This is a genomic window from Azospirillum sp. UENF 111221 (assembly GCF_058780625.1).
The window spans coordinates 102217-123174 of sequence record NZ_JBSNCH010000001.1 but is presented as its reverse complement, the minus strand read 5'-3'; the positions used below and the strand labels follow the sequence as shown (position 1 = coordinate 123174).

Annotated in this window: 24 protein-coding genes and 3 pseudogenes; 15 read left to right on the top strand and 12 right to left on the bottom strand. The window is 63.5% G+C overall.

The features are described 5' to 3' along the window. Positions 1-49: 49 nt before the first annotated feature. Complete coding sequence (pcaD, locus tag ACWPN3_RS00505) at positions 50-889, top strand: 3-oxoadipate enol-lactonase (RefSeq protein ID WP_492260986.1); 840 nt, start codon at positions 50-52, stop codon at positions 887-889. A gap of 89 nt (positions 890-978) precedes the next feature. On the opposite strand, the pseudogene ACWPN3_RS00500 reads toward pcaD, so the two are convergent. Then, positions 979-1949, bottom strand: a pseudogene (locus ACWPN3_RS00500) (IS5 family transposase). 83 nt (positions 1950-2032) lie between these two features. Here ACWPN3_RS00500 and ACWPN3_RS00495 point away from each other — a divergent pair. Continuing rightward, positions 2033-2452: pseudogene (locus ACWPN3_RS00495) on the top strand (IS5 family transposase); the annotation flags it as partial. Positions 2453-2461: 9 nt separating this feature from the next. On the opposite strand, the gene ACWPN3_RS00490 reads toward ACWPN3_RS00495, so the two are convergent. Continuing rightward, positions 2462-2785 (bottom strand): LysR substrate-binding domain-containing protein, encoded by a 324-nt coding sequence (locus tag ACWPN3_RS00490; RefSeq protein ID WP_492261123.1) that lies wholly within the window; start codon positions 2783-2785, stop codon positions 2462-2464. Between the two features lie 103 nt (positions 2786-2888). Next, positions 2889-3299: pseudogene (locus tag ACWPN3_RS00485) on the bottom strand (LysR family transcriptional regulator); the annotation flags it as partial. A gap of 221 nt (positions 3300-3520) precedes the next feature. Here ACWPN3_RS00485 and ACWPN3_RS00480 point away from each other — a divergent pair. Together ACWPN3_RS00480 and ACWPN3_RS00475 are read left to right on the top strand one after the other, a co-directional pair. Beyond that, the gene (locus tag ACWPN3_RS00480) at positions 3521-4747 is read left to right on the top strand and encodes an MFS transporter (RefSeq protein WP_492242339.1); all 1227 of its coding nucleotides are present in this window, start codon (positions 3521-3523) and stop codon (positions 4745-4747) included. Between the two features lie 41 nt (positions 4748-4788). Next, a complete protein-coding gene (locus tag ACWPN3_RS00475; protein WP_492242340.1) occupies positions 4789-5562 on the top strand; it encodes an SDR family NAD(P)-dependent oxidoreductase in 774 nt (257 codons plus the stop codon). A gap of 137 nt (positions 5563-5699) precedes the next feature. Here the strand turns inward: ACWPN3_RS00475 and ACWPN3_RS00470 are convergent, their stop codons facing one another. The 4 genes from ACWPN3_RS00470 to ACWPN3_RS00455 all read right to left on the bottom strand — a co-directional run bounded on the left by ACWPN3_RS00470 (position 5700) and on the right by ACWPN3_RS00455 (position 8638). After that, on the bottom strand, positions 5700-6413 hold the full coding sequence (locus ACWPN3_RS00470) for an SDR family oxidoreductase (protein ID WP_492242341.1): 714 nt from the start codon (positions 6411-6413) through the stop codon (positions 5700-5702). A gap of 69 nt (positions 6414-6482) precedes the next feature. Next, positions 6483-7160, bottom strand: coding sequence for a peroxiredoxin-like family protein (locus ACWPN3_RS00465; RefSeq protein WP_492242342.1), 678 nt, complete (start codon positions 7158-7160; stop codon positions 6483-6485). Between the two features lie 42 nt (positions 7161-7202). After that, complete coding sequence (locus tag ACWPN3_RS00460; protein ID WP_109451950.1) at positions 7203-7973, bottom strand: enoyl-CoA hydratase/isomerase family protein; 771 nt, start codon at positions 7971-7973, stop codon at positions 7203-7205. Between the two features lie 41 nt (positions 7974-8014). Further along, positions 8015-8638 (bottom strand): glutathione S-transferase family protein, encoded by a 624-nt coding sequence (locus ACWPN3_RS00455; protein ID WP_492242343.1) that lies wholly within the window; start codon positions 8636-8638, stop codon positions 8015-8017. 110 nt (positions 8639-8748) lie between these two features. Between ACWPN3_RS00455 and ACWPN3_RS00450 the strand changes: the two genes are divergently transcribed. The 4 genes from ACWPN3_RS00450 (at position 8749) to ACWPN3_RS00435 (ending at position 12334) form a co-directional block, all read left to right on the top strand. Then, positions 8749-9696 (top strand): LysR family transcriptional regulator, encoded by a 948-nt coding sequence (locus tag ACWPN3_RS00450; protein WP_492260985.1) that lies wholly within the window; start codon positions 8749-8751, stop codon positions 9694-9696. A 92-nt stretch (positions 9697-9788) separates the two neighbouring features. Continuing rightward, entirely contained in the window at positions 9789-10349 is a 561-nt protein-coding gene (locus tag ACWPN3_RS00445; protein WP_109451944.1) for a carboxymuconolactone decarboxylase family protein, read from the top strand. A 94-nt stretch (positions 10350-10443) separates the two neighbouring features. After that, positions 10444-11226, top strand: a complete 783-nt coding sequence (locus tag ACWPN3_RS00440; RefSeq protein ID WP_492261122.1) for an SDR family NAD(P)-dependent oxidoreductase — start codon at positions 10444-10446, stop codon at positions 11224-11226. A 340-nt stretch (positions 11227-11566) separates the two neighbouring features. Continuing rightward, the gene (locus tag ACWPN3_RS00435) at positions 11567-12334 is read left to right on the top strand and encodes an IS6 family transposase (protein WP_492242344.1); all 768 of its coding nucleotides are present in this window, start codon (positions 11567-11569) and stop codon (positions 12332-12334) included. A 327-nt stretch (positions 12335-12661) separates the two neighbouring features. Here ACWPN3_RS00435 and ACWPN3_RS00430 read toward each other — a convergent pair whose 3' ends face one another. The 3 genes from ACWPN3_RS00430 to ACWPN3_RS00420 form a co-directional block, all read right to left on the bottom strand. Continuing rightward, the gene (locus ACWPN3_RS00430) at positions 12662-13609 is read right to left on the bottom strand and encodes a transposase (RefSeq protein WP_492242345.1); all 948 of its coding nucleotides are present in this window, start codon (positions 13607-13609) and stop codon (positions 12662-12664) included. Beyond that, entirely contained in the window at positions 13606-13848 is a 243-nt protein-coding gene (locus ACWPN3_RS00425; protein WP_492242346.1) for a type II toxin-antitoxin system Phd/YefM family antitoxin, read from the bottom strand. The genes ACWPN3_RS00430 and ACWPN3_RS00425 overlap by 4 nt, the downstream gene beginning before the upstream one ends. A 140-nt stretch (positions 13849-13988) precedes the next feature. Then, the gene (locus ACWPN3_RS00420; RefSeq protein ID WP_492242347.1) at positions 13989-14483 is read right to left on the bottom strand and encodes a hypothetical protein; all 495 of its coding nucleotides are present in this window, start codon (positions 14481-14483) and stop codon (positions 13989-13991) included. Between the two features lie 110 nt (positions 14484-14593). On the opposite strand from ACWPN3_RS00420, the gene ACWPN3_RS00415 reads away from it, so the two are divergent. The 5 genes from ACWPN3_RS00415 (at position 14594) to ACWPN3_RS00395 (ending at position 16804) form a co-directional block, all read left to right on the top strand. Then, positions 14594-14833 (top strand): helix-turn-helix domain-containing protein, encoded by a 240-nt coding sequence (locus ACWPN3_RS00415; RefSeq protein ID WP_492260984.1) that lies wholly within the window; start codon positions 14594-14596, stop codon positions 14831-14833. A 312-nt stretch (positions 14834-15145) separates the two neighbouring features. Next, positions 15146-15361, top strand: a complete 216-nt coding sequence (locus tag ACWPN3_RS00410; protein WP_492261137.1) for a hypothetical protein — start codon at positions 15146-15148, stop codon at positions 15359-15361. Next, complete coding sequence (locus ACWPN3_RS00405) at positions 15273-15479, top strand: helix-turn-helix domain-containing protein (protein ID WP_492260983.1); 207 nt, start codon at positions 15273-15275, stop codon at positions 15477-15479. The genes ACWPN3_RS00410 and ACWPN3_RS00405 overlap by 89 nt, the downstream gene beginning before the upstream one ends. Before the next feature lie 155 nt (positions 15480-15634). Beyond that, a complete protein-coding gene (locus tag ACWPN3_RS00400; RefSeq protein WP_492242349.1) occupies positions 15635-15817 on the top strand; it encodes a hypothetical protein in 183 nt (60 codons plus the stop codon). A gap of 78 nt (positions 15818-15895) precedes the next feature. Next, positions 15896-16804 (top strand): IS5 family transposase, encoded by a 909-nt coding sequence (locus tag ACWPN3_RS00395; RefSeq protein WP_492242350.1) that lies wholly within the window; start codon positions 15896-15898, stop codon positions 16802-16804. Positions 16805-16909: 105 nt separating this feature from the next. Here ACWPN3_RS00395 and ACWPN3_RS00390 read toward each other — a convergent pair whose 3' ends face one another. Together ACWPN3_RS00390 and ACWPN3_RS00385 are read right to left on the bottom strand one after the other, a co-directional pair. Then, positions 16910-17506, bottom strand: coding sequence for a HigA family addiction module antitoxin (locus tag ACWPN3_RS00390; protein ID WP_492260982.1), 597 nt, complete (start codon positions 17504-17506; stop codon positions 16910-16912). 312 nt (positions 17507-17818) lie between these two features. Beyond that, positions 17819-19540, bottom strand: a complete 1722-nt coding sequence (locus tag ACWPN3_RS00385) for a winged helix-turn-helix domain-containing tetratricopeptide repeat protein (protein ID WP_492242351.1) — start codon at positions 19538-19540, stop codon at positions 17819-17821. A 132-nt stretch (positions 19541-19672) separates the two neighbouring features. Here ACWPN3_RS00385 and ACWPN3_RS00380 point away from each other — a divergent pair, with 132 nt between their 5' ends. Continuing rightward, on the top strand, positions 19673-20425 hold the full coding sequence (locus ACWPN3_RS00380) for an SDR family oxidoreductase (protein WP_109451936.1): 753 nt from the start codon (positions 19673-19675) through the stop codon (positions 20423-20425). An 83-nt stretch (positions 20426-20508) separates the two neighbouring features. Then, the gene (locus ACWPN3_RS00375; protein WP_109451938.1) at positions 20509-20955 is read left to right on the top strand and encodes a carboxymuconolactone decarboxylase family protein; all 447 of its coding nucleotides are present in this window, start codon (positions 20509-20511) and stop codon (positions 20953-20955) included. The last annotated feature ends 3 nt before the right edge of the window (positions 20956-20958 follow it).

The following is a 20958-nucleotide window of genomic DNA, read 5'->3' as shown; positions in this document are numbered from 1 at the left end:
CACGCTCCGTTTGCTGAGCGGAAATGACGACATGTGAGGAGGAAGAAAGATGGCGTTTGTTCCGGCAGGCGATATTACAGTTCACTTTGAACTGGCTGGTCCATCAGATGCCCCGGTGGTTCTGTTCGCCAATTCAATTGGCACGAACTTCCACATCTGGGACGAACAGGTGAAAGCCCTTGGTAGCCACGTTCGAACTCTGCGCTACGATATGAGGGGTCATGGACTGACAGATGCGACGCCGGGGGCTTACAGCATGGACATGCTGGCTGGCGATGCGCTGTGCCTGCTGGATGCACTTGGCATTGAGCAGGCTCATGTCTGTGGTCTCAGTATCGGCGGAATGATGGCGCAAAGACTGGCCGTCAAGGCACCGGACCGTGTCCTCTCGCTGGTGCTGGCCGATACGGCAAGCGTGATTGGTCCGCCGGAGATTTGGCAAAGCCGCATCGAGGCCATTCGGGCCGGGGGCATGGCAAGCATTGCTGCCGGCGTGATGCCTCGCTGGTTCACATCCGCCTTCCTGGAAAAAGAAACTGAGCGTGTGCGTGGGTATGTGAACATGGTCGCACGGACCTCTGATGCCGGTTACATCGGATGCGCCATGGCGATCAGTGATGCTGATCTTCGTGGTGACTGCGCGCGGATTGCTTGTCCGACGTTGGTGGTCGTGGGCGAGCAGGATCAGGCAACTCCACTGCCTCAAGCAGAGGCACTCAGACACGCCATCTCCAATTCTCAACTAAAGGTTATCACCGGAGCAGGGCATTTGCCGTGTGTTGAACAGCCAACGGCTTTCACAGATGCAGTTTTCAACCACTTGCAGTCTATCGGCGTCGTCGCACCGAAGGAAACTGTTCGAGGAAACCGGATCTGGCATGCTCCATAACCCACTACGAAGTCGCCTGAAATAGCCTGCTCGGGGACGTTGGTGCAGAACTCGGCGCGTTGACGGACACCGCTCTGAAAAGTTGTCGTTCAGGCGACCTTGCGGGTGGCCGGCATGCCGAGGCCGGTCATCCTGTTCATGACCTTGCAGCCGACCGCCGCCTCGACTTTCTGGGCAGGCAGAGTTCCGGGCGCGCAAAGTGCGCCCGATCAGCTGCTTGTAGCGCATCATCGCGACCTCGCCCAAGGAGCGGCGGCCGTAGCGGACGTCCCGCTGCCAGCCCTGCCGGCCACGCTCGGCAATCCTCCGGATGTGGCGGTCGCGTTGGCTGGGTGCGCCGGTAGCAGTCTCGCTCGGCACCGCGGTGGAGCGCGGCGGGATGATCACCTCGGCGTCGAGGGTGTGGGCGGCGACGGCGCGGTAGACCGGCTCACCATCGTACGCACCGTCGGCCAGCATCGTGTCGATCGGGCGCTTGATCTGGTCGAGCAGCGGGCCGACCAACGAGGCATCGCCGTCCTGCGTGGTCGTCAGTTCCGCGGCGAGGATCTCGCCGGTATCGGGATCGACTGCCAAGTGGAGCTTTCTCCAGCTCCGACGCGCTTGGCCACCATGCTTTGCCAGGTGCCACTCGCCAGTGCCGAACATCTTCAACCCGGTCGAATCGATCACTACGCTGACCGGCCCGTCTGTCCTGACCAGCGCTGACGCGACCTCCAGATTGGCGCTGCGCCGGGAGAAGGTCGTGTGATCTGGAACCGGCAGGTTCAGGCCGAACAGGCCCATGAGCGAACCCAGCAAACCCTCGGTCTGCCGCCACGGCCGGCCGAACGCCAACCGCAACATCAGCCCGGCTTCGATCGCCACGTCCGAGTAGCGCGCTTGCCGACCGCGGCGGCCCGAAGCCGGCGGCGTCCACGCAGCGATCGCCTCCGGCGTCACCCAGATCGTCAGGTCACCGCGCCGGCGCAGCGCCGCATCGTAAGCCGCCCAGTTCTCTACACGATAGCGGGCTTTCGGGATCTTGTGGCGGCGGGGGCTCATTGGCCTTGTACGGCATCAGCGACTCGACTTCAGCGGGCCGCCTCTATAACCGATCGCCCTCCCGACCACCACCAGCTCGGGCTTTGTGCACCAACGTCCGCCCAGGCCATTGGCCGGTCGCGGGGCGGTCGAACCACCAAAATCCACGCCCTGAGCGATGAGCGCGGTCGGCCGCTCGCCTTCCTGCTGACGGGAGGCCACGTCGCCGACTGCACCGCCGCCGACCGTCTGCTCGACCGGATGCCCGCCACCGATCTCCTGCACGGTGACAAGGGCTACGACAGCGCCGCCGTCCGCCGCAAGATCGAGGACGCGGGTGCCGCCCCCAACATTCCGCCGCGTGCCAACAAACGCTGGAAAAACTGTTTCTCTCCCTACCTCTACCGGAACCGAAACGTGATCGAGCGTATGTTCGGACGCCTCAAGGATTTCCGACGCATCGCCACACGCTACGACCGATCCGCGACCAACATCATGGCCGCCGTCTGTATCGCCGCAACCGTCGCATACTGGTTATGAGTCCGGACCCTAGCAGCCGTCAGGCGGCTCATTCCTCGTGAGCTCAGCGCAGAAATCCAGGAAGGCACGGACTTTGGCCGCCGGGTGGCGGCGGGACGGTTGAATGGCGTAAAGTGGAAAGGTTTCGTCAGGCCAGTCCGGAAAGAGATCGATCAGCGCACCGCTTGCGATCCAGTGCCCGATGCCCAGGGACATAACCTGTGCCACGCCGGCTCCTGCAAGACAGGCCTGCAGCATGGTGTTGACATCGGTCAGCAGGAGCGGCCCTGTCGTCGGGACAGGGAGGACCTGTTTGCCGCGCTGGAATTCCCACTCGAATGGCCGTCCCGTCAGGGGATCGCGGAACTGGATGCAGGCGTGGCGGGAGAGATTCCTCCGGACTTTTCGGCTTGCCGTGAGCCGCGAGATAAGAAGGCGCCGCCACCGTCAGGATGCGCGTCTCCAGCAGGTGCCGTGAAATCAGCGACGACGACGGCTGCGGCCCGAAGCGGACGGCGACGTCCATACCTTCCGAGACCAGATCACCCACATCGTCGCGGGTGTGAATCTCGATCTGAAGCTCGGGATAACGCTCTGTGAAACCGCGCAGATGCGGTGCCAGCACCAGCCCGGAAAAGAACGGATCGACATTGACCCGCAAACGGCCGCGCACCGAACCGGCAGCCCCCGATGCAGCGCCAGCCGCTTCTTCAATGCCTTCCAGATGCGAAACGACGGCCTCATAGAAGCGCGCGCCCTCATCGGTCAGGTGCAGCGATCGGGTCGTCCTATCGAAAAGCCGGATACCCAGCCGGTTCTCCAGCCGTGAAATCGAGCGACTGACCCCGGAAGGGGTGAGGCCGAGCATCTCGCTTGCACCGGCAAACGTTCCTCTTTCGACGACAGCGGCCAGCACGCCAACGCCGGACAGGATACGACCGTCGAAATTCATCCCCGACACTCCGGATGTCCTGCTTTTCCTCGTCACGCAATATGTGATTTTCAGTCATGAGTTAAACGACAAATCGACGTTACGCGCAGCAATCAATTTCCGGCATGGTCGTCGAACCCCAAAGCCGGAGATTTGGCATGACTGAAAACGCCCTTCATCAGCATCATGGTGAATCCGCCCCAAGAGATGCCTTCATCGAAGAAGTCAAACGGCGCTCGCCACTGGCCGAAGCGCTTGCGGTCGTTGCCCTGTCGCTCGGAACATTCGCCTTCGTCAGCACTGAACTGATGCCCATCGGCATTTTGCCTCAGATGGCGGATGGCGTCGGCGTATCGCTCGGTCAGGCCGGGTTCCTGGTCACGGGGTTTGCCTTGCTCGTGGCGATTGCGGCAACTCCGCTCACGGCGGCGACACGCCGCTGGAACCGCAAGTGGCTGATGCTCAGCCTTCTTCTGGCCTGCACGCTCGGCAATGTTCTGACCTGTTTCGCGCAGACCTATGCCGTGCTGTTGGCAAGCCGGCTGATCGTTGCCGCCGCCATCGGAATTTTCTGGTCGACCGCGGCCAGCATGGCGGTGCGGATCGTTCCCGGAAAACACGCCGTCCGGGCCACGTCAGCGGTCTATGGCGGCTTGGCTCTCGCCTCCGTGCTCGGCATTCCCGCTGGCACCTTCCTTGGCAATTACGCCGGCTGGCGCATCGTCTTCGTCGCGCTCGCGGTCCTTTCTTTCGCCGTCTTCATCAAGATGTGGCTGACCCTGCCCAATCTCGGCGCGGCCCATGACGGCAACCACAGCACGGTCGCGCAGGCATGGCGGGAACCGCCCCTGCGTGCGGCGGTCTATGTAACCGCACTCATCATGACGGCGAATTTCCTTGCCTTCACCTATATCGCGCCGTTCCTTGAGCAGATCACGGGCTTCGGGACGTCATGGATCGGCGGCATGCTGCTGGCCTATGGCGCCGCGGGTCTGGTGAGCAATTTCGGCATCGGGCCGATCATGGCGCGCGCATACCGGCCGACGCTCTTCGTCACGATGATCGTCCTGATCGCCAGCCTCGCCGCACTGAGCTTTGCCGGCACGAACCGTGGGCTTGTCATCGCGCTTCTCCTGGTCTGGGGTGCCGCCTATACCGCTTTGCCGGTTCTTATGCAGACCTGGGTATTCAAGGCGGCGGCCCATCTGAACGGACCCGAGGCGCCGTCCTCGCTTTACGTGGCCGCCTACAACGGCGCCATTGCGGCCGGCGCCTTTGTTGGAGGGGTGATCGTCGATCACGCCGGGCCGTGGTCGATCATGCCGATCTCCGCGGTCATCGGCATTCCCGCATTGCTGATCGCGCTGAAACACGCACCGGAATGAGAGGGCATTGCGGAAGACTTCCCAACAGAAGGAGAGGATCATTGGCACGCATATTCATCACCGGCTCCTCGACGGGTCTTGGGCTCATGACAGCCTCCTTGCTGGCGGAGAGCGGGCATGAGCTCGTCCTGCACGCACGAAACAGCGAGCGGGCCAAAGCTGCCGCGGGCTCTCTGCCTGCGGCCCATGCGGTGGTCGAGGGTGACGTCTCGACCATTCGCGCCACCAGGCGGCTTGCCGAGAAAGCCAACCGGCATGGCCCCTATGACGCGGTCATCCACAATGTCGCCATCGGCTATCGCGAGCCGCGGCGCATCGAAACCGCCGATGGCCTGCCGCATGTCTTCGCCATCAACACGCTGGCGCCGTTCATCCTGACCGCGTTGATCGAACAGCCGAAACGGCTGGTCTATTTGAGTTCCGGGCTGCATCGCACCGCATCCGCGGGTCTGGACGACATCACCTGGGAGACGCGCCGCTGGGATGGAACCCAGGCCTATTCGGAGAGCAAGCTGCACGATGTGCTGCTGGCCTTTGCCGTTGCCGGATATTGGCCGGATGTCCTGTCGAATGCGCTCGAACCGGGCTGGGTGGCGACGCGCATGGGCGGTCCCGGGGCTCCCGACGACCTCGACCAGGCGCACCGGACACAGGCTTGGCTTGCGGTCAGCAACGATCCGGCCGCGTCGGTGACGGGGCGCTATTTCTATCACATGCAGCCCCGCGAGGTTCATCCAGCCAGCCGAGACCGCAGGCTTCAGGAGCGGTTGATCGCGATCTGCGAACGTCTCTCCGGCGTGAAGCTTGCCCCCTGACCGGCCGGCAACGAAGTGGAGGGCATCAAGGGCGCCGTTCGCGAGAACCCCGAACGGCTGCACCGGAAGATCCGCAAAGGCGTGCCGGGTCCGTCTTTCGGAAGGTCGGTAACCGGGCCGGTTCATGCCACCCTCGTTTAGAACCCCGCCTTTCCGATCGAAGCCCCACCATCGACATGAATCGTCTGGCCGGTGATGAAGCCCGCCTCGTCGGACAAGAGAAAGGCGATCGCCGCCGCGATGTCATCCGGCTTGGCGAAGCGGCGCATCGGTACGCCTGCAAGGTAGCGCGCCTCGCCAACGCTGCCGGGCGGATTGTTGGCGCGGAACAACTCCGTTTCGGTCGGCCCCGGCGACACGGCGTTCACGGTGATCCCGTCGCCCGCCAACTCCAGTGCCCAGCCGCGCGCGAAACTCACCAAAGCGGCCTTGGCAGCGGCATAGGCGGTGCGCTCCACGGCGCCGAGCACGGTGAGACTCGACACATTGATGATCCGCCCCCAGCCGCGCGCCTTCATTCCCGGCAATGCCGCCTGCACCACCGTCAGCGCCGGGTGAAGATTGACCCGCATCACCTCCTCCAGCACTGGCAACTCGACTGCGCCGAGCGGCTGCGGACGCACGAGGCCGACGTTGTTGACCACGCCGTCGACAGCGTGGCGGGCGACGAGGTCGGCAAGAGCGCTGGTTGCCGTTTCGCCGGCCACATCGAGTGGGTAAAGCGTACCTGGAAAATCATCGGTCGGGGTACGTGCGATGCCGATAACCGTGTGTCCGTGTGCGGCGAGCCGGTGGGCCAGGGCCAGGCCGATGCCCTTGCTCGCGCCGGTGATCAGGAAGCTGCGTTTCATCGTTGACCTCCAGCCTCCGCTCCGCTGAGGGGCGGGGGGCATTGTTGAAGCGAGGGGGATGAGTGTAGATCAGGCGGCCGCCATCCGGCTGGCGCTGCGCAGGGCCGGCAGCATGTCCTCGGGTTCGGGGCGGCGGGTGTAGTCCGGATTGACCTCGGCGTAGAGGATCGTGCCGTCCTGCTCGATGACGAAGCGGGCCGGCATCGGCAGGGTCCAGCTCGGATCGCCGTTGAACGCCGGCAGGTCGTTCTTCAGCCCCTTGTAAAGCTCGACCAGATAGTCGGGCAACTCGAAGCGCAGGCCGAAAGCGGCGGCGACGTCGTTGCGCGGGTCCGACAGGATCGGGAAATCGAGCGCATTCTGACGCACCGACTTGCGGCTGTTCGGGGCCGTCTGGGGCGAAATGGCCAGCAGGTTTGCTCCGAGGGACTGGAAGGTCGGCAGTGCCGCCTGCAACGCCTGCAGTTCCATGTTGCAGTAGGGGCACCAGACGCCGCGGTAAAAGCTGACCACCAGCGGCCCCTCCGCCAGCAGGGCGGCGGACGACACCGCCTTGCCGTCGGGGTCGTTGAGCGTGAAAGCGGGAGCCTTGTCCCCGGCCTTGAGCGCACGGCCGGCAGCGCCCGAGGCGATCAGTTCGGCGGTGGCGCGGTGCATCGTGTCGATCACCGAGCGGGGCACGTTGTAGGGCGGCTTGCCCGCTTCGAAATCGGCCTTGAAGGCGTCGAGCTCTTCCTGGAGCGACATGGGGATCTCCGTGGTCGTAGGGAGTGGAGGGAAAAATGCGGATCAGCCGTTCGCGGCGGCGGAGCGGGCGACCTCGGCCGCGCTGATGCCTTCCAGCGCCAGGCCGTAGCCGGCGCCTTCGTCGACGATCCGGCGCAGCTTCTGCGTCAGCGCGATGCGCGTGTAGCGACTGGTGAGCGGCGGCAGGGCGGCCAGTCCTTCGGCGATCTCATGCGCCCGGGCGAGCAGCTGGCCGGAGGGCACGATCTCGTTGACGGCGCCCCAGTCCTTGGCGGTCTGGGCTTCGAGGATTTGACGGGTCAGGATGAAATGGCGGCCGCGGATGCTGCCGATCACCTCCGGCCAGAGCAGGTTGACGCCGTCGCCCGGGACGATGCCGAAATCGAAATGCGGCTTGTCCTGAAAGACCGTTTCCGGCGTGGCCAGCACGATGTCCGCGAGCAGCGCATATTCGGAATGCAGCAGCACCGGCCCGTTGAGGGCGGCGATCACCGGCACCTCGATGTCGAGGATGTTCATCAGCACTTTCTTGCCTTCGCGGAAGATCTTGTCGTAACCGCGCGGACTGAAGAAATCGAAGCCCTCAGGGCTGATGGCGTCCATGAAGGCATCGCCCGATCCGGTGAGGATCACCACCCGGTTTTCAGGATCCGACCCGATCTGATGGAACAGGTCGACGAACTGCTCGTGGGTATGGCCGTTGAAGACGAGCTTGCCGCCGTCGGTGTGCAGCTTCACTTCCAGAACGCCGCTGTCCGAACGGGTCAGGCGTGCATTGGCGAAGGCGTTCCGGTAGCTCTCGAAACGGGACATCAGGGTCACTCCTTGGATTGGCTTGGTTCGGATCGGCGGTGTCAGGCAACCTGGGGGATGAGAGCCTCGACGCGGGCGATCGCGCGTCGAACGGCGGGCCGGGCGGCGACGGCGTCGAACCAGCGGACGAGGTTCGGGCGGCTATCGAGCGTCATGCCTGGGAACTCCCGGCGCCACAGCCAGCCGAAATGGGCGATGTCGGCGATGGTGAAGTCGTCGCCGGAGACGAAGCGGCGCTCCCCGAGCAGCGCGTCGAGCCGGTCGAGCACGCGGTTGGCCTCGGCGGTGAAGCGCGCTTCGGCGAGCGGCTGCGGCTCGGCGGCGAGGCGCTTGAAGAACCCCGCGTTACCGAAGGCCGGGCTGAGTGCAGAGGCGTGAAAGAACAGCTGCTCGAACACCCGTGCCCGGTCAGTGCCGTCTTGCGGAAGCAGCCTGCCGGTCTTCTCGGCAAGGTGGACGAGGATGGCGGCGCTTTCCGTCAGCACCAGAGCCCCGTCCACGAGCACCGGCACCTTGCCGTTCGGGTTCAGCGCGAGGAAGTCCGCGGCCTTCTGTTCGCCCTGGCGGATGTTGACGGGCTTCAGGTCATAGGAAAGGCTCATCTCCTCAAGGGCGATCGGAACCTTGACGCTGTTCGGCGTCGCAAATGCATAAAGCTCGATCATGGTTCGCTTCTCCCTTGCAGCGTCGCCGCCGATGGGAGAGTTATCGCCATTCCAATCTCCGGGCGGCAGACCGGCCGGAGCGATAACGGCAATTCCTGTCAGGAATAACGATGGACCGATTGCAGGCGATGGCCAGCTTCGTGCGGGTGGTGGAGACGGAATCCTTCTCAGGCGCGGCCCGGCAGCTGGGGGTGGGCCAGCCGGCCATTTCCAAGACGATCGCGCAGCTGGAGGAGCGGCTGCAGGTGCGCCTGCTGCTGCGGTCAACCCATGGACTGATGCCAACCGAAGCGGGGCTGCGCTTTTACGAGCGCGCGCGTCTCGCCATCCGGGAGGCCGATGAAGCGGAGCTGGAGGCACGGGGCGCCGGGGCCGGGCTGTCGGGCCGGCTACGCATCTCCGCCGCGACCACCTTCGCCCGGCTGATGATCGTGCCGCGCCTGCCCGAATTCCTGAGCCGGCATCCGGAATTGGACATGGAGGTGATTCTGGACGACCGGGTGATCGATCTGGTGTCGGAGGGGATCGACGTCGCCCTGCGCATGGGCATGCTGTCGGACTCGACGGCGGTGGCGCGGCGGATCGCCAGCGGTGGCCGCTCGGTCGTGGCGACGCCCGCCTATCTGGCCCGCGCGGGCGTGCCGCGCACCCCGGCCGATCTCGCCGATCATGACGCGGTGGTCTACAGCCAGCTCAGCAACGGCTGGGCGTTCCGGCGGGGCGGGACCGAAGCGTCGGTGGTGGTGCGCGGCCGGCTGCGGGTCAGCGCGGCGGAGGGCATTCGGGCGGCGGTGCTGGCCGATCTGGGGCTGGCGGTCGCGTCGGATTGGATGTTCGGTCCCGAGCTTGCGAATGGTTCAGTGCGGCGCGTGCTGGAGGATTGGACGCTGCCGCCGATCGACCTGTGGGCGGTGTTCCCCACCGGCCGGCTGGCCAGCACCAAGGCACGCGCCTTCGCGGAGTTCGTCGGCACCATCGTGAACGGCGAAGGCGCGCCAGCGGAGGACGCAGACTTGTGTGGACGTCATTCCCAGCAGGATCATTCCCAGAAGGCATAGGCATTAGTCGCGCGGCCCGCCTACGCGCTGTCTCTGGAATGGGTCAAGGTCCGATCCGTCGAACGCAACCGACGGAACAAGGACCCGCCACCATGACCCAGTTCACCAGCCATACCCTCGACACCGCCCCGGAGGCCGCAAAGCCGATTTTCGAGGGCGTGAAGGCCGCTTTCGGCTTCGTGCCCAACCTGCAGTCCTATATGGCGGAATCGCCGGAACTGCTGGCCGGCTACACGGCGCTGTGGGACCTGTTCGCCAAGACCACGCTCAGCGCCCATGAGCAGCAGGTCGTCTATCTGACCGCCAATTTCGAGAACGAGTGCCACTACTGCATGGCCGGCCACACCACGCTCGCCCGGATGCAGAAGATGGGCGAGGACGTGATCGCCGCGCTGCGCGCCGGCAGCGAACTGCCCGACGCCCGGCTGGAGGCGCTGCACCGCTTCGCCACGCTGGTGGTGCGCAATCGCGGCTGGGTCGCCGACGCAGATGTCGATGCCTTCCTGGCGGCCGGCTTCACCCGCCGCAACGTCCTGGAGGTGGTGCTCGGCGTCGCCACCAAGGTGATGAGCAACTACACCAACCACATCACCCACACGCCGCTCGACGCCTTCATGAAGGGCAACGAGTGGAGCAAGCCCGCCGTCGCCTGACGCAAGGCGAAATGCTGTTCTCGTCCCCATCCGACAGGTCCCATTCCACAATCGATCCATACGGAGCTGACATGATTCTTCTGGAAAACGCGCGCTGATCACCGGCGGCTCCAGCGGCATCGGCTTTGCCACTGCCCGGGCGCTCGGCGAGAAGGGGGTGGCCCTTGCCATCACCGGTCGGCGCACCGACCAGTTGGCCGGTGCGGTCGAGGCCCTGCAAAGGGCTGGAACATCGGTGACCGGCATCGTGGCCGATGTCGCGACCACCGAGGGGCGCCGGCAGACGCTCGACCACGCGCTCGGCGCACTGAGCGGGCTCGACATCCTGGTCAACAACGCCGGCGGCGTCCGCGCCGGACGGCTGGAGCAGGTCACCGAGGAGGACATCCTCGCGATGATCGCCGTCGATCTGGCCGCGCCCATCCTGCTGACGCGGACCGCTCTTCCGGTGCTGCGCGCCAGCGGCGAGGGGATGGTGGTGAATATTTCGTCGGGCCTGGGGCTCGTCGGCGCGCCGTTCTATGCCACTTATGCCGGCGCCAAGGCCGGTCTGGCCCGGTTCGGCGAAGCCTTGCGCCGCGAACTGAAGGGCGAGGGCGTCCATGTGCTGACCGTCTATCCCGGCGCCACGGACACCCCGATGATGGCGTCGAACACCGCCGGCCCGGAGTTGGGCTTCACCCGCGAAAGCGCCGAGGCCGTGGCCGCCGCCATCGTGGCGGGGATCGAAGCCGAGGCACTGGAGGTGATCCGCGGCGGCGAAGCAAGGGCGGCGATGATCACGCTCAACCGCGACGACCCGCTGGCCATCGACGCGCGGTTCCTCAATCTCAAGGCTCGCCTCGAGGAGGCGGTCAAGGAGCATGCCGCCTTGTGAACAAGGATCGGCAGCGGGGGGGGCGATCAAACCACTCCTGGCCGATCCTTCGTGAGTGTCTCTCCGCCACGTCTATGGGCGTTGGCTTTGCGGTGGCGCACTGAGGCTTTTAATTCCGAGTATCAGCAACCCTCACATTCCTGTCCGTCAAAGGGTGGGAAAGCGGACGCTCTGATCCAGACGGATCGGAGTGTCGCGAAAAGGAGGGCCCGCGGCATGAGCACCGTACCCATGGTGACGGGCTGGGCGCCGCTGGCGCCACCCCGGTCAATCAGCCGGCTCTGTTGCAAAGCTGGTCGGCATCCGGCGGAATGGCCCGAACGAGAGAGGGAGCCGGGCCGTGACGGATTTCAAGGGTCGCCACTTCGGGGGCGAGATTGTGCTCTGGGCGGTCCGCTGGTACTGCCGGTACGGGATCAGCTACCGCGACCTCGAGCAGATGATGGCCGAGCGCGGCGTCTGTGTCGACCACACGACCATTTACCGGTGGGTCCAGAAGTACGCTCCCGAGATTGAGAAGCGGCTGCGCTGGCAATGGCGTTGCCCGCAGTCAACGAGCTGGCGGGTGGACGAGACCTACGTAAAGGTCGGGGGCAAGTGGGCCTACCTGTACCGGGCGGTCGACAAGCACGGCAACACGATCGACTTCTACCTTTCGCCGACCCGGAACACCGCCGCCGCCAAACGCTTTCTCGCCAAGACGCTGAACGGCCTGAAGGAATGGGAAAAACCGACAATCATCAACACCGACAAGGCGCCGACCTATGGGGCGGCTTTGGCGGAACTGAAGACCGAAGGCAAGTGTCCTGAGGACACGGAGCACCGGCAAGTCAAATATCTGAACAACGTCGTCGAGGCCGACCATGGCAAGCTGAAGCAGCTGATCCGCCCGGTGCGGGGCTTCAAAACGTTGAAGACGGCTTACGCCACCATCAAGGGGTTCGAGGTGATGCGCGCGTTCCGCAAGGGACAGGCGGCCGCCTTCAATCTAACCCGTGACATGCGTGGTGAGGCTCGCCTGATCGAGCGCGCCTTCGGGCTCGGCCCTTGCGCGCTTGCTGAGGTCGTGCAATTCGTCACCACGCAACTGGAGCTCCAGGCCGCTTGACCCCGGCAGTGATGCCGGCGACCGGCCTCAGGTACCTTCGTCCAAACTTTGCAACAGAGCCGTTTTATGGTTCCATCCAGACCAGATCTGGAAGGAACCATAAAGTGCAATTGCTACCCTTTGATTTCATTGGGAAATCGCCGAAATCTGGAACCATAAAACGCAACGCTGGAACCATAAAATGGTTTCTGAAGGCTGTTTTGGAACCATAAATTAGTTCAGTAAAATCTTGGGAATAACAATGATAATCTGTATATCATGCGCGTGTTTTTATACACTTGAAGCGCGAGTTTTGTCTCGAGCGTTGATGGCTGTAAAGGCACAAAATCATTGATCAGCATGTCGGAACTTTGCCATTTCATTCCAGAATGAGTCCAGCGCAGGCAATGACCTTGTCCCCGTCTCCAACGTGATGACCACTCGTAAGTTCAGTGATGCCGAACCACTGCGAGCCGATATGACCAAGCGGAGCATTTCAGCTACAGGCTCCCACATTTCTGATTGATGGCGAGCTTGCCGCTTCAGGCACTTGTCTCTCACCTCCGCGACATTCTGCTCTTTCCAGATCAGAATGTTCGCTCTATCACCCGATACTGTTGGCGAATCATTTGAAACGAATTGAGTAGGAAACTGTACACGAATAAGGCAGGGTCGGTTGCTCAAGCGGCCAGTGCGGCAAAGCGAGAGCGGCGGCTCGGGGCGAGTGGCCGCCCTCGCAGCCACGCGGCGATCCAGTCGAGGTTGAGGGCCGCCGCGATGGCCACGTGCTGCAGGTGCTTTGGCGATGCCCCTGTACCGGGCGCGGCGCAGTCCGAAGCCGCGCACCGCTTGGGACAAGGTGCCTTCCACTAACTGGCGCAAGGAGTAAAGTGGCTGTTCGCTGTCTGCCTCCTTCCGCGCTCGGGCGGCCGTCAACGCCTCGTGCTCGTCGCGCGGGCATAGCCTGAGATTGCGCCCCCACTTCTCACCGGTCACTCGGGTGCATTGCGCGCGCACCTCGCAGGCCCGACAGTCGGCGGGATTGAACCGGACCTTGACGTAGGGGCTCCCCGACTTGTCCCTATAATCGCGCCAACTCTGGCTTTGTTTGTCGCTTGGGCAGATGGCGCAGCTCGCTTCCCAGTCGATCCAGAAATCGACGGCGCGGAAGCCGCCGCCCTGGCGCTGCTGCCAACTCAGGTTCTTCCGGTGGGACCGACGAGGTCGATTGCGAACACCTCCTAGGAGTGAAGTCGATAGTGCCCTACGAGCGATGGCACCGCTCGCAAAGTTCACGGCGTCTTGCCCAGGAACGAGCGCATCATTTCGTATGGCAAAGGTGCGTCGAAGTCATTGCCCATGCTTATTTGGCCATGCAGGAGACCGAGGGGCCGGGGTGTGGTGCGACGGCGTAACGCAACCAGCCGTGCCATCGGACGACCAGCTTTGGAAATGATGATTTCCTCGCCTGCTGCAGCACGCTCCAAGAGCTGCGATAGGTGCGCCTTGGCATCGGAGAGGCTCACAGTGGTCATGATGCATGCCCTTTTCCAACCCGTCCCCCAGATTAATCTAATTCTAACGAAGTGATCTATTTATATATTTCCTGCCGCTTTTTAATCTGATGCTTGAGTAATATCAAAATCAGCATGACGGTTTCATCATGCTACGATACTCATTCCATCGCAGGCGCAAACCAGAGAATTGCGCCGGTTTCAGTTCGACCCACAGCATAAACCAGACACTCCTTTTCAGCATTGCGCAGGCTGCCGCTTATTCTCAGACAAAACGTCTTGAAATTGCTTTTGTGCATATCCAAAGATTTCTGTGAGCATATAATTTGCCCAATTTCTTGCGTTGACAATGGATAAGATTTCTCTCTCAACACTCTCAATGCCGAGTCCCTAATTTCACCACGTCGAAAATCTGGAAGCATCCGGAGAGGTGACGAAAAGAACTGGGGGATGCTTGGAGATAACATATCTCTCGAAAGTAATTGGATGGTGCCTTGAAGCAATTCCATCTCTTTCTCGGTGTTGGCCAACTGCTCCATGAGCTTCTGACGATGTGCGTCCAACTCCGCACGTTTGGCGTCAAGAACAGCTAGAACATTGTCCCTGCTCGTAGCTGAGGTCACATGTGAGGCATCTGATTGCAATGGCATGGTCATAGCGAGGTGGTCATGAGCCACGGAAAGGGAAGAGAGCAATATCCGATTTTGGGATAATCCGGAAATGGGTTTAGCGGAGGTGCCGGCTTTTTCTCCTTCGGCGCCCGCTCGTGAAGTCCATCCACACCTCTGCTTACCGTGCTCTGATCACGGTTCTGGTGGACGCCAGACACAACGCCGGATTGACACAGGATCAGTTGGCAAAGCGCTTGGGCAGGTCTCAATCCTTTGTGGCAAAGTACGAGAACCGAGAGAGGCGTCTCGATGTAATAGAGTTCCTTTCTCTTAGCAAAGCACTGGGGTTCGACGCGTGTGAAGCAATTCGTCTGATTGAAGAACATATGAAGTAGATTAAATTTATTTTTTGATACAATGATAGAGGGAATTTCATATCTCCATTATTTTATCAATTCTTGTGGATTTGATCATGCCAATGCTTTCGTTACCTGCGGCTAGATTGCATCCGTCATCACATGGTTTCACCTGCATCCCACTTCATACGGTATGTTTGTAGTTCCCCCTTGATGTTAGTATAGACGGTCCATGTTACATTCATAACAACAGGGGCTGGAGTGTAGCGCGGTGACCATACCGACAACCTGATCCATCGCAAGAAGAACAGGGAAATGGCTTGGCCTCGAATCACAAGAGGTAAAGGCGCGATGACCAATCTACCCCTCACTTCTGAGCAGATTGCCGCAGCCCTCGCTGATATTGACTGGGAAGCTATCGATGCCATGACTGACAAGGACATAGCCCACCAAATCGCCGAGGACCCTGACGTTCCCCGTGATCTATCCGGCGCCCCGCCCGAACTGGTGCGCGTCATTCACCCCCCTGGCGGTGTCAACGTTCGCGGAATCCGCGCTGAAGCTTGACCTGACTCAGGAAGAATTCGCCGTCCGCTTCGGATTTTCGGTTAATCACCTGCACGATTGGGAGCGGAGCCGGACTCAGCCTGACGCCTCCACTCAGATTTCTGCTTCTGGTGATTGAGCGAGAGCCGGAACTGGTGGCCGCCGTGGTGGCGCAGAAGAGCGTCGGCTGGTCAGCGTAGCCGGCACGCTGAAACTCACCTCCCGCGGAGTTGCACAACCGGCGGCAAAATGGACAATCTGGTCCTGAGGGATCAGAGTGTCACGAAAAGGAGAATGAGCGAGATGAACGAACCCACGCCTCGGGCGGGATTAGCGCAGGCACGGCGCCTATGGCTGCATTACCGATCATTGGCCGAGTCCGGTCGACCGATTGATGCGGTATCGGTCGCTGGTGATCTGGAGCGGCTGATCGCTGTGCTTGAGCATGATGCCGACAAGCTAGACCTTTCCCGATAAGCCTTCGCCACTCCGGTGGCGATATGGTCTCCCTGCTAAGACTGCTGACGCCACCAGTTCCCCCGTGCCAAGTTCCGCGTGACGAATTGGTCGGCCTATGAGGCCAGTCTGCGCCAGCGTGGCAGCCTGACGATCTGGTTCTGTGATGAGGCCATTCAGGCTTGGCGCGCCGCCCCGCGGACTACTCGTGGCGGACAGCCGCGCTATTCAGCCGTGGCAATCGAGACGGCGCTGACGCTGCGGGCGCTCTTCCATATGGCCTTCCGCCAGACTGAGGGGCTGATTGGCTCGCTGATGCAGTTGCTCCAGCTCGACCTGCCGGTGCCGGACCACACCACCCTGAGCCGCCGCGCCCGCACTCTGGCCGTGCCAATTCGTCCGTGGACCGCTGGCCCATGGCACCTGCTGGTCGACAGTACGGGGCTGAAACTCAGCGGACCCGGGGAGTGGCTGGTCGAGAAGCACGGTTCCAAGACGCGCCGATCCTGGCGCAAATTCCATGTCGGCGTCGATGCCGGCACGGGGCAAATTGTCGCTCTGGCGTTGACGACGCCCGATGTCGACGACGCCTCGCAAGTCGGCCCCTTGCTTGATCAGGTCAACGCTCCGGTAGAGGTGCTGATCGGCGACGGCGGCTACGACCGAACCGACGTGTGCGCAGTCGTGTCCGCCCGCCACCCGGAAGCGGCGGTGATCGCCCCGCCGCGGCGCGATGCGGCCCTCAGCGCCACCGCGGAGGCGGCGCCGACCCAGCGCGACCGCCATCTTCTGGCGATTGCCGAGACCGGCCGCATGGCTTGGCAGCGAACGTCCGGCTACAACGCGCGGGCCAAAGCGGAGGCGGCGATCGCGCGCTACAAACAGGTCATTGGCGATCGCCTGCGCGCCCACAGCGACGACGGGCGGCGTACCGAGCTCATGATTGCGGCCAACCTGCTCAACTGCATGTTCGGTTTAGCACGCCCGAGCTATGTCCGCGTCTCTTGAAAAGACCGGAACACGGGTTCCGTCCGTCCCCGCTCACCTCGATGCACCACGGTGGCACATGCGCCCTTTTCGCGACAAGGGCGGCCGACGCCGCCCCCCCAGGTTTCAGGCGGCGTTGAGGGTGGGAATCTCGGCGAGATCGGCGGCCATCTCGCGGCCAAGCCGATCAAGGTCATGCTTGGCTTGAAGGTTGAGCCACAGCTCCGGCCCGTTGCCGCACAGCTTGCCCAGCCGCAGGGCCATGGCCGGGGTGACTGGCTGTTCTTCCCTCAGAAGGGCATGCAAGGTCTGGCGCGACACGCGCAAGAGCTTGGCAACCTCAGTAACGGGCCGATCCAAAGCCGGGAGTACGTCCTCGCGCAGGAGAGCGCCGGGGTGGAGCGGGGCAAGGCCGCGCCGCAGAGGGGTTTCAGTCATCAGTGATAATCCTCCAGATCGACAGCGATGGCGTCGGGAGCGTCCCATGCGAAGGTGACGCGCCAGTTGGCAGTGACCCGCACGGACCAGCGTGGCGGAGCGCCTTCCAGCCCATGGAAGTAAAAGCCGGGCAGATTCAGATTCCTCCGGCTTTCCGGCGGCATCGAGCGCCAGCAGGATGCGGCCAAGGCGGGCAATGTTGGCTGCCCCCTGGATTGGCAGCTTATCCGCCTTGCCGGTCTCGAAGAAGCGCCGGAGCGCCTTGTCTTGGATGGTACGGATCATGGGTGTAAAGTGGTGGTTTACACTCGGTGTGTCAATGGAATTCTGTAAGGCATAGCTTTACACATTGGTCATGCACCCCCCCCCCCCCCCCGACCGCTCCCTTTCGCAACATCCTTTCAGCGGGAGGATCCTGCAGCGCGTATGCCCGCATGCGTGCAAAATCCGATCCTCAACGGCATGCCGGCGCGGTGATCCCCGGGGCGGGGCGGTCGACGCCGGGATGTGCAGGACCTGGAGGAAGCAGCGGCCGGCCGGGGGCGGCGGCTTGTGAGGCAAAACGGCATCCGTCGAAGCTTCAGGCGAGGGCCGGGTTCACTCCGGCAACCCAGCCAGTCTCAGCCCCTCCGCAAGCCGCCTGATATCCTCGGGACGGTGGATCGGCAGCCACTCCTTGAGCGTGGAAACGCGCAAGGTCGGGTCGAGTGCGCGCAGCCCCCGCATCGCTTGCCGCGCGTCCTCCATCCGCCCGGCGAGCGCGTGGCTCGCCGCCGTCAGGGCGATAGCGACCAAGAGGCCGGGCAGGTTACCCAACGCCTTGTCCGCCCAGGCTGCGGCGCAATCGTAGCGCCCGGCGAAGAAATGCGCGAGCGCCGTTCCTGTCTGCATCCGGAACATCTCCGGATCCAGCGGGCTCAGGCGGGCGGCATGGGCGAAATGCTCGCTCGCGCTTTCCGTTTCACCGCGGAAAGCGCGCAGGTAGCCGCCGAGGAACCAAGCCGGGGCGAAATTTGGGTTGAGCAACACGGCGCGGTCGATGAGCGCGATGCCGCCATCGAGATCGGCAACGAAGTGACCGAGCGCGTGCCCGGCTCTCGTCAGGGCGACCGCGTCGTCGCGGCCGAACTCCACCGCCAGCCGCGCCAGCCGGACCCCCTCGGCGATTTCCCGAGGCCGATCGGTCATCCAACCGTTCACCTTGCGCCAGAGTTGGCACCAGGCCGCCCCGCCATAGGCCGATGCGAATTCCGGATCGAGTTCGGTCGCCTTGTGGAACAGGGGCAGCGCCGCGTCGATCGCCTCGCGGGTTCCGCTGTGCAGCTTCGCCGTGCCGCGGAGATAGTAATCGTAGGCGTCCAGGCTTTCCGTCGGCTTGCGCTTGGCGCGCTCGATCTCCGCCCGCTCGATCTGCGGCGAGATCGCGCCGACGACGCTTTCGGCGATCCGGTCCTGCAATTCGAAAAGGTCGTCGAGCATGCCCTCGAAACGCTCCGCCCAGAGATGCGTCCCGCTCGTCGCGTCGATGAGCTGTCCGGTGATGCGCACCCTGTTCCCGGCCTTGCGGATGCTGCCTTCGAGCACGTAGCGGACGCCCAGTTCACGGCCGACCTCCGTCACGTCCACCGCCCGGCCCTTGTAGGCAAAGCTTGAGTTGCGCGCGATGACGAACAGCCAGCGGATGCGCGACAGGGCGGCGATGATGTCTTCCACCACCCCGTCAGCGAAATAGTCCTGCTCGGCGTCGCCGCTCAGGTTCTGGAAAGGCAGCACGGTGATCGAGGGCTTGCCCGGCAGGGCCGGACCGGACGGTGTCTCCCTGTCTTCGCCGGACGCGTGGCTGGCGATTTCCGATCCGCTGGGCTGCCGTGTCTCCCCGGTCGCGCCGCCTTCGATCGCCCCGACGAAGCGGAACCCCTTGCGGGGGACCGTGCGGACCAGGCGCTGCTCATCGCCGCTGTCGCCGATGGCCTTGCGGACCGCGTTGATGTGGCTGGTGATGGTCGATTCCGAGACGATCCGTCCGTTCCACACCGCCTCCAGCAGGTCGTCCTTGCTGACGACGCGGTCGTGGTTGCGGACGAGATGCAACAGCAGGTCGAAGACCTGCGGGCCGACGCCCACGACCTGCCCGCGCAGCGTCAGTTCCCGGCGCTCCTGATCGAGCACGCACTCTCCGAACATGAACCGCAAGGTCGCCATCTCCCCCGGGCCGATCCCCCTCGGCTCCCTGTCCGGGGCGACGGGTGAACGCTCCATGCCAGTGATAGCACAGCGGCGCATTGCCGGCTGCACCGTTCGCGTCAAGGCGCGCCGCATGGCTTCCTTGGACGGAAAAGCAAGCGTTCTTGAACGGCAATCCAAGCCCGCCGCAAGGACTTCCCCGGTACGCCCAGGCATTCTCCATCCCATCGGCGGCGCTGGTTCCCGTCGAGAGAAGCGGAGAAACCCATGAAGATCGTCGTCATCGGAGGCACCGGCCTCATCGGATCGAAGCTGGTGAAGACGCTGCGCGAACGCGGCCACGATGCGCTCGCAGCCTCCCCGAAGACGGGGGTGAACACCATCACCCGCGAGGGTCTGGCCCAGGCGATCGACGGAGCCGCCGTTGTCGTCGACGTGGCGAATGCGCCGGTGTGGGAGGACGAGGCCGTCCTCGACTTCTTCGAGACCTCGGGCCGCAACCTGCTCGCCGCCGAAGCGGCCGCCGGCGTCCGCCACCACGTCGCCCTCTCGATCGTCGGCAGTGAACGGCTTCCCGACAACGGCTATTTCCGGGCGAAGCTCGCCCAGGAAAGCCTCGTCAAGGCGTCCGGCATTCCCCACACCATTCTGCGCGCCACGCAGTTCTTCGAATTCGTCGGCGGGATCGCGCAGTCGGCCACCGTCGGCGGGGAAATCCGCCTGTCGCCGGCGCTGATCCAACCGATGGCCTCCGACGACGTGGTGGCGGCGCTCGCCGACGTCACCCTCGCGCCGCCGGTCGGCGGCACGCTCGAGGTCGCCGGTCCGGAGGCGATCCCGCTCGACGATCTGGTCCGGCGCTTCCTGCTGGCGACGAAGGACACGCGCAAGGTCGTGCCGGACATCCACGCGCGCTACTTCGGCGACGTTCTCAACGATCAATCGCTGACCCCCGGCCGGAATCCCCGCCTCGGCACCATCCGGTTCGAGGACTGGCTCGGCCAGCAGACCGAGCGCTGACGGACTTCAAAAACACCCCTGCGGCGGCCATGGGCCGGCGAAGCGGCTATCGCAATCGATCATATCCAGGAAAGGTAAAGAACATGGCACGCTTGGCTTGGCACGAGGTCGCGCCCAATGGCGCGAAGGCTCTGTTCGGCGTTCATCAGTACGTCACGAAGAGCACCAACCTGCCCGAGGAACTCATCCATTTGGTGTTCCTCAGGGTTTCGCAGATCAACGGCTGCGCCCACTGCATCGATCTGCACAGCCGCGACCTCCGCAAGACGATGTCGGTCGACAAGGTCACGCTGGTGCCGGTGTGGGAAGAGGTCCCGCATTTGTTCTCCGATACGGAGCGCGCGGCCCTGGCCTGGGCCGAGGAGGTGACCCGCGTCAGCGAAACCCACGCGTCGGACGCCGCCTATGCGGCGGCATCGGAGGCGTTCGAACCGAAGGATATGGTTGATCTCACCATCGCCATCGCCGCGATGAACGCCTTCAACCGGATGGGTGCCCCCTTCCGTCTCCCGGTGGCCGCCAAGGCCTGAGCG

Coding starts and splice junctions, on each gene's coding strand:
- ACWPN3_RS00470 (WP_492242341.1), bottom strand. CDS start 6,413: ATGAAACGCAGCTTCCTGATCACCGGCGCGAGCAAGGGCATCGGCCTG.
- ACWPN3_RS00380 (WP_109451936.1), top strand. CDS start 19,673: ATGAAGATCGTCGTCATCGGAGGCACCGGCCTCATCGGATCGAAGCTG.
- ACWPN3_RS00410 (WP_492261137.1), top strand. CDS start 15,146: ATGACCAATCTACCCCTCACTTCTGAGCAGATTGCCGCAGCCCTCGCT.
- ACWPN3_RS00375 (WP_109451938.1), top strand. CDS start 20,509: ATGGCACGCTTGGCTTGGCACGAGGTCGCGCCCAATGGCGCGAAGGCT.
- ACWPN3_RS00420 (WP_492242347.1), bottom strand. CDS start 14,483: ATGACCATGCCATTGCAATCAGATGCCTCACATGTGACCTCAGCTACG.
- ACWPN3_RS00425 (WP_492242346.1), bottom strand. CDS start 13,848: ATGACCACTGTGAGCCTCTCCGATGCCAAGGCGCACCTATCGCAGCTC.
- ACWPN3_RS00450 (WP_492260985.1), top strand. CDS start 8,749: ATGGACCGATTGCAGGCGATGGCCAGCTTCGTGCGGGTGGTGGAGACG.
- ACWPN3_RS00480 (WP_492242339.1), top strand. CDS start 3,521: ATGACTGAAAACGCCCTTCATCAGCATCATGGTGAATCCGCCCCAAGA.
- ACWPN3_RS00390 (WP_492260982.1), bottom strand. CDS start 17,506: ATGATCCGTACCATCCAAGACAAGGCGCTCCGGCGCTTCTTCGAGACC.
- ACWPN3_RS00460 (WP_109451950.1), bottom strand. CDS start 7,973: ATGTCCCGTTTCGAGAGCTACCGGAACGCCTTCGCCAATGCACGCCTG.
- ACWPN3_RS00465 (WP_492242342.1), bottom strand. CDS start 7,160: ATGTCGCTCCAGGAAGAGCTCGACGCCTTCAAGGCCGATTTCGAAGCG.
- ACWPN3_RS00385 (WP_492242351.1), bottom strand. CDS start 19,540: ATGCGGCGCGCCTTGACGCGAACGGTGCAGCCGGCAATGCGCCGCTGT.
- ACWPN3_RS00445 (WP_109451944.1), top strand. CDS start 9,789: ATGACCCAGTTCACCAGCCATACCCTCGACACCGCCCCGGAGGCCGCA.
- pcaD (WP_492260986.1), top strand. CDS start 50: ATGGCGTTTGTTCCGGCAGGCGATATTACAGTTCACTTTGAACTGGCT.
- ACWPN3_RS00400 (WP_492242349.1), top strand. CDS start 15,635: ATGAGCGAGATGAACGAACCCACGCCTCGGGCGGGATTAGCGCAGGCA.
- ACWPN3_RS00455 (WP_492242343.1), bottom strand. CDS start 8,638: ATGATCGAGCTTTATGCATTTGCGACGCCGAACAGCGTCAAGGTTCCG.